The organism is Clostridium sp. LS (assembly GCF_002760435.1).
GTDB lineage: Bacteria > Bacillota > Clostridia > Clostridiales > Clostridiaceae > Clostridium.
The window spans coordinates 1-12,573 of the sequence record NZ_AUUU01000015.1 but is presented as its reverse complement, the minus strand read 5'-3'; the positions used below and the strand labels follow the sequence as shown (position 1 = coordinate 12,573).

Here is a 12,573-nt window from a genome sequence, read left to right as displayed (position 1 = left end):
TGTAGCATTAGCAAATTTTAATTGATTTATTGACAGAATAGATTAAATTAATATTTTGAAGTTATTATTTAAAGAGAATTTCTTTCCATAAAGGAGGTGATAGTTAGAAGTTCACAGAGTATGACATAGGATAAGTTATGTACTACAAAGAAAAGCGACTGACAAAATAGAAAGAGAGTGATTTATAAAGGGTAATATTCAAGTAGTATGCAGGTAAGTAGTAGCAAATAGAAATATTTAAGATTATAAAGTAACTGAATAGTTATAATTAGGGGGAATGTAGAATGAAAAAAAGAGGATTAAGATTATTTTTAGCATCGTTAATGTGCTGTACACTTGCGCTTTCTGTTGTAAACGTAAACGCAAATGCAGCTACAGACTATTGGCAAAATTGGACTGATGGTGGTGGAACAGTAACTGCTACTAATGGATCTGGTGGAAACTATAGTGTTACATGGTCAAATTGTGGTAACTTTGTTGTTGGTAAAGGATGGACTGCGGGATCATATACCAGGGTAGTAAACTACAATGCCGGTCAATTTGCACCTTCTGGCAATGGGTATTTATCTCTATATGGATGGACAAGAAATTCACTAATAGAATATTACATTGTTGATAACTGGGGTACTTATAGACCTACTGGAACTTATAAAGGTACTGTGACTAGCGATGGAGGCACATATGATATATATACTGCAACTAGAACTAATGCACCTTCTATTGACGGTACTGCAACTTTCCAACAGTTCTGGAGTGTTAGACAATCAAAGAACTCAACGGGTGCTAACCACACTATTACTATGAAAAACCACGCTGATGCATGGGGAAGTAAAGGAATGACCTTAGGATCTAGCTGGGCATACCAAATAATAGCAACAGAAGGATATCAAAGTAGTGGAAGCGCTAATGTAACAGTATGGTAGAAGGTCACTTGCAAGTAGACAACTGACTGGAACTTAACCGTTTCTGGACTTATTAAGAAAGTTTTTTATTTATTGTTAAGGCCGACTGATACTATAGCAATCGACCTTATATAAAAAACAACACTTACCTGCATATTGCTTAAATATTACCTTTCAGAAGAGTGAAGAGACTCATGCGAAATCATCTTGGTCGACAAGGGATATAAATTTTTATACAAGATAGGAGATATATCTAATGAGAAAACTTCTAATTTTACTTTTAGCAGCAATAATGATTGTTTTCAACGCTTGTTCGCAAGTAAAACCTGATAACCTTGTATTAGTCAAAGGTGGGACTTTTATCAACACAAAGTCCAACTATTATGGAAAAGGTGCAGCGACATTAAACTTTTATATTGGAAAATATGAGGTAACTCAAAAAGAGTGGATTGATGTAATGGGAAGCAATCCCTCACAATTCAAGGGTGACAGCTTGCCAGTAGAAATGGTAAGTTGGTATGACTGCATAGAGTACTGTAATAAAAGGAGTATAAAAGAGGGATTAAAACCCTATTACAATATAGATAAGAATAAAAAGGATCCAGATAATAAGAATAATAACGATGACATAAAATGGATAGTAACGATCAATGAAGGAGCTAATGGTTATAGATTACCGACAGAAGAGGAGTGGGAATATGCTGCGGGTGGAGGTCAGATGAGCAAGAGTTACACATACAGCGGAAGTAATAATTCAGATGAAGTAGCATGGTATTGGAGAAATGCTGGAGATAAATATTTATCTGGAGACTGGAACTGGCCGGCCATACAAAGTAACAATAGTGAAACAAAATCTATCGGTTCCAAGAAACCTAACGAATTAGGGCTTTATGATATGTCAGGTAATGTAAGAGAGTGGTGCTGGGACTGGTACAAAGGATTAGATACTAGTGTTGTTTCTGTTCGAGTTTGCAAGGGCGGTGGCTGGATTGGCGATGTCACCAGCTGCGAGTCGTCTTTCAGGGGGAAGTATGATGCAAATGGAAAGGGCCCTGACCAAGGTTTTCGTGTGTGCCGAAGCGAGTAAACGGGAACAAAATATATTGAGAATAATAGAAGCACTACAAGGCTAAAAACCTTAAAATCACCTATAGAAATCAACGTAAGTTAAGATCTATGGGTGTTTTTTTATGGAAAAACAACCTGTTATATAAAAAAACAAGTAACTAAAAAGTAGTATGTGTCACTAAAATCTCAAAAATAAAGTAATTATTATTGAGTTATGATATCTTTTAGGTAAAGAAATTAAGTCAGTTTACAGTTAACAATTAACAGTTAGCAGTTAAGGAAGAAAAGCCACAGGATTTTCCTAAATTAATTTTTCGGAAATCCCCAAAATGGATTTCATCCATAACTGTAAACTGACTAAGTGGGGGATGAGACTATGAAAAAAAAGAAAATCAAAATAGTTACTATTGGTGGAGGATCAAGCTATACTCCTGAATTAATTGAAGGATTTATAAAAAGAAAAGATGAACTTCCTATTAAGGAAATATGCCTTGTAGATATTGAAGACGGAAAAGAAAAACTTGAAATAGTTGGAGCAATGGCTCAAAGAATGGTTAAAGCAGCTGGTCTTGATTGGAAAGTTAATTTAACTTTAGATAGAAGAAAAGCTCTTAAAGGAGCAGATTTTGTATCTACTCAATTTAGAGTAGGTCTTTTAGATGCAAGAATAAAAGACGAAAGAATTCCTTTAAGTCATGGGATTATTGGACAAGAAACTAATGGAGCTGGAGGTATATTTAAAGCATTTAGAACAATTCCAGTAATATTAGACATAATAGATGATATGAGAGAATTATGCCCAGATGCATGGCTTGTTAATTTTACAAATCCATCAGGTATGGTCACAGAAGCAGCTATTAAATATGGTGGATGGGATAGAACTGTTGGATTATGTAATGTTCCAATTAACTGTATAGAGGATGATGCTAAAAAATTAGGAGTGCCATCAAGTGAATTATTCTTCAAATTTGCAGGGTTAAACCACTTTCATTGGCATAGAGTGTGGGATAAGCAAGGTAATGAAAGAACTGCAGAGGTAATAGATAAATTATATGATCCAGCCCAAGCTGAGAAAAAGAAGGATGCTGGAGTTGCTAACATTAAAGATATTAAATTTAATTATGAGCAAATTAAAGATTTAGGTATTTTACCTTGCCCATATCATAGATATTATTATATTACAGACGATATGTTACAAGAGGAATTGGAAAGCTTCTCAAAAGGCGAAACAAGAGCAGAAGTAGTTAAAAGAACAGAGGCAGAGTTATTTGAATTATATAAAGATCCAAAACTTGATTATAAACCAGAACAATTAACCAAAAGAGGAGGAACTCATTACAGTGATGCCGCTTGTGAGTTAATTTCTTCAATCTATAATGATAAGAGAACTACTATGGTGGTTAGTACAAAGAATAATGGAGCATTAGAAGATCTTCCTTATGATTCTATAGTAGAAGTTTCAAGTACAATAACATCTCATGGGCCAGAGCCAATTAATTTTGGAAAATTTGATCCAGCGCCAAGAGGAATGGTTCAAATAATGAAGGGTATGGAGGAAACAACAATTTCGGCAGCAGTTACAGGAAACTATAATAAAGCTCTTCATGCATTTACAATAAACCCATTAGTTCCTAGTGGAAAAATTGCAAAGGTATTATTAGATGAAATGTTAGTTGCACATAAAAAGCATTTGCCTCAGTTTGCTGATAAAATAAAAGAATTAGAGGAAAATAAGTAACTTTATACAGTTAACAATTTACAATTAACAGTTTACAGTCGAAGGATGAAAAGCCGTAGGCTTTTCTAAAATATATGTTTAGGAAATCCCCTAAGAGGGATTTCTGCCTTTAACTATAAACTAGAATATCGGGGGGATAAAGATGTTTAACAATAAATTTCAAGGATTTCCAAAGGATTTTTTATGGGGAGGAGCAACAGCTGCAAACCAATTTGAAGGTGGATACAGAGAAGGCGGCAAGGGGCTGAGCACTGCTGATGTTATGACAGGCGGCACTCATACAACTCCAAGAAGAATAACACCAGAAATAGAAGAAGGAACTTATTATCCAAGTCATGAAGCAATAGATTTTTATCATCACTATAAAGAAGATATAAAATTATTTGGAGAAATGGGCTTTAGAACTTTTAGAATGTCAATAAATTGGAGTAGAATATTCCCAAATGGAGATGACTTAGTTCCAAATGAAGAAGGCTTAAAATTCTATGATGATGTTTTTGCAGAATTAAAAAAATATAATATTGAACCTTTAGTTACAATCTCCCATTATGAAACTCCATTCGGATTGACTAAGAAATACAATGGATGGGCAAGCAGAGACGTTATTGATTGTTATATCAGATATTGTGAAACTATATTTAAAAGATACAAAGATGTAGTAAAGTATTGGTTAACCTTTAATGAAATAAACATTTTGACTACGCCATTTGGTGCATTCATGGGTGGCGGAATTTTATTAAATGGAGGTGGTGAACTCTCATTTGATAAAGAAGCTGGCGATAGTAAACAAATAAGATTTCAAGCACTTCATCATCAATTTATTGCAAGTGCAAAAGCTGTTAAATTAGGACATGAAATTAATAAAGATTTTAAGATAGGCTGTATGATTGCATATATGACAGCATATCCATATACATGCAGTCCTGAAGATGTATTTTTAGCTCAAGAAAGAGATAATTTAAACAATTTCTTATGTTCAGATGTTCAAGTAAGAGGAGCATATCCAAGCTTTGCAAAGAGATATTTTAGAGATAATGATATTATAATAAAAATGGAAGAAAATGATGAAGAAATTTTAAAGGAAGGCTGTGTCGATTTCTATACCTTTAGTTATTACATGTCAAATTGCGCAAGTTCAGATCCAGAATTAGAAAGGACTTCAGGAAATATACTTGGAGGAGTAAAAAATCCATATCTTAAAGCAAGTGACTGGGGCTGGCAGATTGATCCTAAGGGCCTAAGATGGACGCTAAATAATATTTATAATAGATATCAAATTCCACTAATGATTGTGGAAAATGGATTGGGTGCTGTAGATGAAGTTCTGGCAGACGGTTCAATTAATGATGATTATAGAATCGACTATTTACGATCACATATAGAAGAAATGAAAGAAGCTGTAAATGATGGTGTTGAATTAATAGGGTATACTCCATGGGGATGCATAGATTTAGTAAGTGCTTCAACAGGAGAAATGAAAAAGAGATACGGTTTCATTTATGTTAACAAAGATAATGACGGAAATGGAGATTTAAGCAGATCAAGAAAGAAGAGTTTCTATTGGTTTAAAAAAGTAATAGAAACTAATGGAGAAGAACTTTAATATAAAGTCTTATGAATAAAAAACCATGCGTATAAGGAGAACTTTTTCCTTATTACACATGGTTTTATATTGTATTAGGCTACAATAAAATGTAATTGAATTCTAACCTTATTTTTTGTGTATTATAGTATATAATAAAATATATATATGAAATTGAAGAATTTAGATGAGTGAACGTGGAGGAATTAATATATGATAAAGCTTATCGCATCTGATATGGATGGTACGCTGCTTAATAGTAACCATAAAATATCAAGAGGAAATATAGAAGCTATTAAAAAAGCTGAAAAAATAGGAGTAAAATTTGCGATTTCCACTGGTAGAATGTATGAGGATGTTAAGCCACTTCTTGAGGAATGCAATTTAAAATGCCAGTGTATAGTCTTAAATGGTGGCGAGTACATAGACGAAGAAGGAAAAGTTTTAGAAGGAATTTATATTGATAAAAAAGAAGCAAGAGAAGTCATAAATATGATAATAAAGGAAAAAATTGTAGCAGAGATGTATACTAATGATGGATTATATAGCGTTAATACTGAGGAAGAAGCATTAACACAAGTTGCATATAGAATTAGAGTTTTTGATCCAGAAACAAGCCTTGAAGATGCTTTAAAACTTGCAAAATTGCACCCGCATTTTGTTAATTTAAAGTATGTTAAAAATATTGATGAATTTTTAAGCAGCGATGTTAAAATTGGAAAATTTGTTGCATTTTATAATGATGAAGAAACTACTAGAAAAGTAAAAAGAAAATTAGAGTCTATTGAAGGACTTGTTATTGCTTCTACTTTTACAAAGAATATAGAAATAAATAATAAGGAAGCTCAAAAAGGTCTCATATTAGCAAAAGTTGCAGAAAAGATGGGTTTAAAAAAAGATGAAGTTATGATAATTGGAGATAGTTTTAATGATTATTCCATGTTTACAGAGTTTACTGAGTCCTTTGCGATGGAAAATGCGGTTCCTGAAATAAAGGAAATAGCAAAATATATAACCGATACCAATGATAATGATGGGGTAGCTAAGGCCATTTATAAAGTTTTAAACTTATAAAGAAAGCTGTATTTAGATATACATTAATATTAAAATTATTATAAACCATTTTTTTAGTAGCAGAGTTAATTATTAACCAAAGAGCGCGCTGAAAAGAATGGTTTTTTATTTTTAGTTATAATAGTTTTGAACTTTTTTACAAATAATACTTGACATCTTAAATTGAAAGCGTTATCATCTAAATGTAAGATAGTTAACCGGTTAACTAAAACGATACACATAGCTTTTTTATGTAAAAACTTGAAGATAGCTATCTTTAAGCTAGTTTAGGAATAATAGGAGGGAATAATTATAAATAATAATAATTAAGAAAATGATTTAAGTGGATCACAAGTTTTTAAAACAAATATGATGCTGACTAGACTATAAATAGAATTGTCTTTAACTGACAATAGATACAAAATAAATTATTATGGGAGGATATAAAATGGATAAATCAAGTATTCAATTAACTTCTAAAAGATGGAAAAGACTAATACCAGTAGCATTTATAACTTATAGTTTAGCTTACTTAGACCGTGCAAATTATAGTTTTGGTGTTGCAGGGGGAATGGGTGAGTCATTACACATTACTGCATCAGTAGCTTCATTATTATCTGCATTATTTTTCTTAGGTTATTTCTTTTTTCAAGTGCCAGCAGCATGGTTTGCAGAAAAGAAAAGCGCTAAAAAATTGGTTTTCTGGAGTTTAATTCTTTGGGGGATGCTTGCAGCTTCAAATGGTTTGATAACAAATGTAAAAGTTTTAATGGTCACTAGATTTATGCTTGGAATAATTGAGAGTGCCGTTATGCCGGCAATGCTAATTTTCTTAAGCAATTGGTTCACTAAAAAAGAACGTTCAAGAGCTAACACATTTTTAATTTTGGGTAATCCTGCTACTGTTTTATGGATGTCAATTGTATCTGGTTATTTAGTAAATTCTGTTGGATGGCGTTGGATGTTTATACTTGAAGGAATACCACCAATTCTATGGGCATTTTTCTGGTTAAAGCTTGCAGATAATAAGCCTAAAGAAGCAAAATGGTTGACAGATCAGGAAAAGAAAGATATTGAAATAGTAATGGAAGAAGAACAAAAGGGAATAAAACCAGTAAAAAATTATAGAGAAGCATTTAAAACACCTGCTGTAATAATTTTATCATTTCAATATTTCTTTTGGAGTATAGGAGTTTATGGATTCGTAATGTGGCTGCCATCAATTCTTAAGGCAAGTCCACAAATTGGTATTGTTTTAGCAGGCTGGTTATCTTCATTACCATATGCTTTAGCCATAGTACTAATGTTAGCATCATCTTACTATTCTGACCGTACAGGAAATCGTAAGACTGTTGTATGGGCTTATTTACTAATAGGTACTATAGCGTTTTTTGGTTCTTATCTAATTGGAACTTCAAACTTCTGGTTATCATATATTTTACTTGTAATAGCAGGTGGAGTAATGTATGCGCCTTATGGTCCATTCTTTGCAATAATTACAGAAATATTACCTAAGAATGTATCAGGAGGAGCAACTGCTTTAATTAATAGTATGGGAGCATTAGGTTCATTTGTAGGTTCATATATTGTAGGATATCTGAATGGTGCAACAGGTTCAGTGAATGCATCCTATATATTTATGTCGGGTTCATTACTATTATCAGTATTTCTTATGGCCGCTGTAAAAAATTCTAAATCTTCAAAAAAAGCAAAAAATATAGTAGAGGTAGAAGCCTCATAATACTAGATTTTTTATTTAATTAAAAAAGATACACAAATAAAATGAGACTAGGGGTAACCTTTTAATTAAATCAATGTAAAGGATATCTAGAGTGAAATTTCCAAACATGTTTGCATGGTACTTAATTTTATAAAAAAGTGCTGTTATATAAATTAATCTTTAGAACTAAGGCTTGACATTTTTTGGTGAAAGTCTTAACATTAAATTGTCAATTTAGAAACCGGTTAACTAAAACGATAAACTAGTTAAATATAACCATACTAGAGTATATTTAATTTTATTAGATTAATTTGGAAATATGTTAAGGAAAAATAGAGAATAATAGCATAAATTATTGAATCTTTAACATTTAAGATTGATAATAAAAGTATTGAATGGAGGAATAAGTTATGCTAAAAAATTCTACAGATAAACAAAAAAATGTCACAATTGCAGATGTTGCTGCTTATGTAGGAGTCTCTAAAACAACAATATCTAGATATTTAAATAAAAATTTTGAATTTATGTCACAGGAAACTCAAGAAAAAATAGACGAGGCAATTAAAGTGCTAAAATATAGACCAAATCGTATCGCACAAACACTAAAAGCCAAAAATTCTAATATAATAGGTGTAACGATTGCAGATATAGGAAATCCCTTTTCTTCATTACTTATAAAAGGTATAAACGACGTATGTCGAGCAAATAACTATCAATTACTTGTTACAAATGCAGATAATATGGCTGTGCGCGAAAAAGAAAATATAGAGTCTTTATTAGATAGTCAAGTGGATGGCTTGCTAGTAAATACTACAGGTAACAACTATGAATATTTAGAGGAATTTAAAAGCAGAGACAATTTTAAACCAATAGTGCTGCTAGATAGATTTGTAACCCCATTAATTTATGATTCAGTGACCATAAATAATGCAGATGTAACAAGAAATATATTAAATGAACTGCTAAAAAATGATTATGATTACTATGTATATTTTACAGAAGATATAAATGGTATAAGTTCTAGATTAGACCGAAAAAAGACAATGGAAGAATTTTTATCTCAACATTCATTTGTATCAGGAGAAACCGCTATTATTAAAAAAAATGAGGTGGGAGAGATACAAAAGAAAATAAAAGCTATCTTAAATAAAAATAAGGATAAAAATATTTGTTTCTTTGCAAACAATGATGAAATATTAAAAGTTCTTGTAGAGTGCATATATGATTTACAAATAAGAATTGGAATAGATATAGGCATATTTGGTTTTGCTGATGAAAAATGGGCACGTTTAATTGGCCCAGGCATTACATCAATAGATGAAAATCCATATGAAATGGGAGAAAAAGCTGCTAAGTTACTATTTGAAAGGATAGAAGGCAGCAGAACAGAAGAGTTTATTTTAGAAGAAGTTCCAGTTAAAATTCATTTAAACTACTCAACAAGAAGTATAAAAAAGTAAGTGGTGATAAGTATGAATCAACTAGGTATAAATTTATTGGTCTTTAAAAATGACTTAGATAATGGAAGAGAGCAAGAAAAAATATTAAGTGAGATAGGAAACTTAGGAATTTCTATTGCTGAAATAAGAAGAGAATATTTAAAAAACACTAGTGAAGAATTAAAAGAAATAAGTAAGTTAGCTAAAGAACTCGACATAGAAATTTATTATTCAGTTCCTGAGAAAATAGCTTGTGAAAAAAGAATAAATTCTAATATAAAAACTTATTTTGAAGAAGCAAAACAGATGGGTTCAACGCATATCAAATTTAACATCGGTGACTTAGAAAATTTAGATGTAGATGAGAGAAAAAAAATAGAGGATATTATTGGATATTTCAATATAAAAGTCACGATAGAAAATGATCAAACAGTTGAAAATGGAAATTTAAAATGTGTAAAAAATGCTATTGATTTTATTAACAGCAACTCATTACCAATTGGCTATACTTTTGATTTAGGTAATTGGTACTGGCAAAATGAAGATCCTAAAAATGCATTTGATCTATTAAATTTTAATATTAATGTATTTCATTTAAAGAACGTAAGTTTTTTAAACAATACTCCAAGTACTACATTAATTTCAGAAGGAAAGATTGATTGGAAGTTGATGTTAAATAAATTATCTAAGGATATACCAGTAATTATTGAATACCCAATTAAGAGGGAAGATATTTTGGGAGAAATAGCGCAAGTAAAAGAAGTTTTAATACATTAACATGGGGAAGGTGAAAAAAATGAGTGAGATAATAACAATTGGGGAGCCAATGGTAATGTTTTTAGCAGATACCAAAGAACATCTTAGCAGTGTGGAGCACTTTACAAGGTTAATCGCTGGAGCAGAGCTTAATGTGGCTATTGGACTTAGAAGACTTGGGCATACTGTAACATATATAAGTCAAGTTGGAGATGATCCATTTGGCGAATACGTAAAGAACTATTTAGAATATGAAAATATAGATGCAACATTTGTAAAGACATATAAAAAGGCTCCAACAGGATTTCAATTTAAAAATAGAATTGATGAGGGGGATCCAGAGGTACTGTATTTTAGAAAAGGAGCAGCAGCTTCAAAGATAACTAAAGATATTTTAGATGAGGTAAGTTTTTCGGATGCAAAGGTTCTTCATATTACAGGAATCTTTCCAGCATTAAGTGAAACTACTTTAGAAACAATATTTAAAGCTATAGAAAAAGCTCATGAACAAGGAATGCTCGTTACCTTTGATCCTAATCCAAGACCAGTATTATGGGAAAGCCAAGAAAAAATGATTAGAGTGACTAATGAATTGGCTATTAAATCAGATATTGTATTACCAGGCTTTAGAGAAGGAAAATTATTTACGGGAAAAGATACAAAAGAAGAAATTGCTGACTTCTATTTAAGCCAAGGAGTAAAAAAAGTAATTATAAAAATGGGTACTACAGGGTCATATTCTAGAGAGAAACTAGAAAACGGACAAGTAAAGGAATATGAGTGTCCAAGCTTTGAAGTTCCTGTTGTAGATACAGTAGGAGCAGGCGATGGATTTGCAGCAGGTGTTATTAGTGCTACTTTAGAAGATCTTGATGATATTAAAATTTTAGAAAGAGGAAATGCTATTGGTGGCATTCAAGTAATGAATTTAAGTGACAATGAAGGTCTACCAACAGTTGGGGAATTAGATGATTTTATTAAAAATTATAAGAGGAAGGTTTCATAGTGATTAAGGGGGATAAAATGAAGTTACAAGTTGCTATAGATAGAGTTCCTTTCGACAAAGCAGAAAATTTAGTTAAAATCTTTGATGGGTTAGCAGATGTTATTGAAATTGGAACATCTTTAATAAAAGATTATGGACTTTTTAAACTAAAAGAGTTAAGTGGTAAAAAAAAGATATCAAAATTATTAGGAGATATTAAGACTAGTGATGAAGGTGCTTATGAGTTTAAACAAGGGTTTAAACAAGGTTTTGATATTCTAACTGTAATGGGAAGTGCATCATTGGAAACTATAGAAAAATGTTATGAGGTTTCTGAACAAAGTAATGGAGCAATGATGATAGATTTATTGGAATGTTCAGATGAAAAGATTAAAGAAATAGCACATTTTAAAAATGCTATTTACTGTATACATGCGTCTATTGATAGTGAGAAATTATTAAATCCGGGTAAAACAGTAGAAGAATTTAAAGAAAGATTTCCGCAAGTTAATAAAATTGCAGTTGCAGGGGGGATTACTTTAGATTGTATCCCAGAATTAAATAAGCATAATATAGAATTAGTTATAGTAGGTTCTGCAATTACTGGTGCAGAAAATCCAGTAGAAAAAGCAAAACAATTTAAGGAGAGAATAGGAAAATGAGAACAATAGACCAAATATTAGAGGAAATTAAGGATGTAATAGCAAAAGTAGATGAAGAGGAAATAAAAAAAATAGTAAGCATTTTTAAAAAGGAAATGAGGATTTTTGTTGATGGAGAAGGCCGCAGTGGATTCCAAGCAAAAGGATTTGCAATGCGCTTAATGCATATTGGTTATAACTCGTATGTGATGGGAGAAACAATTACACCTGCTCTAAAAAAAGGTGATATATATGTTGCAATATCAGGTTCTGGAAAAACCAAAAATACATTAAGTAATGCAAAAGCAGCAAAAGATTTAGGACTAACTATAATTGGAGTTACAAGCAAAAAGGATTCTCCTCTTGCAGAAGTATCGGATCTAGTACTTGAGGTCCCAGGAAAAACAAAAAATGATAATGGTGTTGCATCAATTCAACTTTTAAGTTCTTTATTTGATCAATCTGTCCATATAGTATTAGACGATCTATGCTTATTAATAAGTAAAAAAGATAATTTATCTGATAGTGAAGCCGCAAAAAACCATATTAATGTAGAGTAATAGTGTATTTTATATAGATGCAGTAGAACAATAAATATATTATAAGAAATTGTTAATAAAGGGGAGAAAATAGAATGAGATTTTTTTTAGACACAGCAAACGTAGAACACATTAAAGAAGCAAATGAAA

At 31.4% G+C, this 12,573-nt stretch carries 11 protein-coding genes; all 11 read left to right on the top strand.

Annotated elements, in window-relative coordinates:
* Window positions 1–284 precede the first annotated feature (284 nt).
* The 11 genes from COL3_RS04355 (at window position 285) to hxlB (ending at window position 12,444) form a co-directional block, all read left to right on the top strand.
* Window positions 285–923: a glycoside hydrolase family 11 protein gene (locus COL3_RS04355; RefSeq protein ID WP_008429041.1), complete on the top strand. Its 639-nt coding sequence runs from the start codon at window positions 285–287 to the stop codon at window positions 921–923.
* 235 nt (window positions 924–1,158) lie between these two features.
* A complete protein-coding gene (locus COL3_RS04350; protein ID WP_008429039.1) occupies window positions 1,159–1,989 on the top strand; it encodes an SUMF1/EgtB/PvdO family nonheme iron enzyme in 831 nt (276 codons plus the stop codon).
* 357 nt (window positions 1,990–2,346) lie between these two features.
* The gene (locus COL3_RS04345; protein ID WP_008429037.1) at window positions 2,347–3,708 is read left to right on the top strand and encodes a 6-phospho-beta-glucosidase; all 1,362 of its coding nucleotides are present in this window, start codon (window positions 2,347–2,349) and stop codon (window positions 3,706–3,708) included.
* A gap of 142 nt (window positions 3,709–3,850) precedes the next feature.
* Window positions 3,851–5,311 (top strand): 6-phospho-beta-glucosidase, encoded by a 1,461-nt coding sequence (locus tag COL3_RS04340; RefSeq protein WP_008429035.1) that lies wholly within the window; start codon window positions 3,851–3,853, stop codon window positions 5,309–5,311.
* 192 nt (window positions 5,312–5,503) lie between these two features.
* On the top strand, window positions 5,504–6,364 hold the full coding sequence (locus COL3_RS04335; RefSeq protein WP_008429033.1) for a Cof-type HAD-IIB family hydrolase: 861 nt from the start codon (window positions 5,504–5,506) through the stop codon (window positions 6,362–6,364).
* A gap of 427 nt (window positions 6,365–6,791) precedes the next feature.
* On the top strand, window positions 6,792–8,084 hold the full coding sequence (locus COL3_RS04330) for an MFS transporter (RefSeq protein WP_008429032.1): 1,293 nt from the start codon (window positions 6,792–6,794) through the stop codon (window positions 8,082–8,084).
* A gap of 389 nt (window positions 8,085–8,473) precedes the next feature.
* Complete coding sequence (locus COL3_RS04325) at window positions 8,474–9,523, top strand: LacI family DNA-binding transcriptional regulator (RefSeq protein ID WP_008429030.1); 1,050 nt, start codon at window positions 8,474–8,476, stop codon at window positions 9,521–9,523.
* 12 nt (window positions 9,524–9,535) lie between these two features.
* On the top strand, window positions 9,536–10,279 hold the full coding sequence (locus COL3_RS04320; protein ID WP_008429028.1) for a sugar phosphate isomerase/epimerase: 744 nt from the start codon (window positions 9,536–9,538) through the stop codon (window positions 10,277–10,279).
* A 19-nt stretch (window positions 10,280–10,298) separates the two neighbouring features.
* Window positions 10,299–11,264, top strand: a complete 966-nt coding sequence (locus COL3_RS04315; protein ID WP_008429026.1) for a sugar kinase — start codon at window positions 10,299–10,301, stop codon at window positions 11,262–11,264.
* A gap of 17 nt (window positions 11,265–11,281) precedes the next feature.
* On the top strand, window positions 11,282–11,905 hold the full coding sequence (locus tag COL3_RS04310; RefSeq protein ID WP_008429025.1) for an orotidine 5'-phosphate decarboxylase / HUMPS family protein: 624 nt from the start codon (window positions 11,282–11,284) through the stop codon (window positions 11,903–11,905).
* Window positions 11,902–12,444 (top strand): 6-phospho-3-hexuloisomerase, encoded by a 543-nt coding sequence (hxlB, locus tag COL3_RS04305; RefSeq protein ID WP_008429023.1) that lies wholly within the window; start codon window positions 11,902–11,904, stop codon window positions 12,442–12,444. Before COL3_RS04310 ends, hxlB begins: the two co-directional genes overlap by 4 nt.
* Window positions 12,445–12,573: the final 129 nt, after the last annotated feature.

What these genes read in the sequence shown, in the direction of transcription:
- COL3_RS04335 (WP_008429033.1), top strand. Translation starts at nt 5,504, where the DNA reads ATGATAAAGCTTATCGCATCTGATATGGATGGTACGCTGCTTAATAGT.
- COL3_RS04345 (WP_008429037.1), top strand. Translation starts at nt 2,347, where the DNA reads ATGAAAAAAAAGAAAATCAAAATAGTTACTATTGGTGGAGGATCAAGC.
- COL3_RS04340 (WP_008429035.1), top strand. Translation starts at nt 3,851, where the DNA reads ATGTTTAACAATAAATTTCAAGGATTTCCAAAGGATTTTTTATGGGGA.
- hxlB (WP_008429023.1), top strand. Translation starts at nt 11,902, where the DNA reads ATGAGAACAATAGACCAAATATTAGAGGAAATTAAGGATGTAATAGCA.
- COL3_RS04315 (WP_008429026.1), top strand. Translation starts at nt 10,299, where the DNA reads ATGAGTGAGATAATAACAATTGGGGAGCCAATGGTAATGTTTTTAGCA.
- COL3_RS04320 (WP_008429028.1), top strand. Translation starts at nt 9,536, where the DNA reads ATGAATCAACTAGGTATAAATTTATTGGTCTTTAAAAATGACTTAGAT.
- COL3_RS04330 (WP_008429032.1), top strand. Translation starts at nt 6,792, where the DNA reads ATGGATAAATCAAGTATTCAATTAACTTCTAAAAGATGGAAAAGACTA.
- COL3_RS04325 (WP_008429030.1), top strand. Translation starts at nt 8,474, where the DNA reads ATGCTAAAAAATTCTACAGATAAACAAAAAAATGTCACAATTGCAGAT.
- COL3_RS04310 (WP_008429025.1), top strand. Translation starts at nt 11,282, where the DNA reads ATGAAGTTACAAGTTGCTATAGATAGAGTTCCTTTCGACAAAGCAGAA.
- COL3_RS04355 (WP_008429041.1), top strand. Translation starts at nt 285, where the DNA reads ATGAAAAAAAGAGGATTAAGATTATTTTTAGCATCGTTAATGTGCTGT.
- COL3_RS04350 (WP_008429039.1), top strand. Translation starts at nt 1,159, where the DNA reads ATGAGAAAACTTCTAATTTTACTTTTAGCAGCAATAATGATTGTTTTC.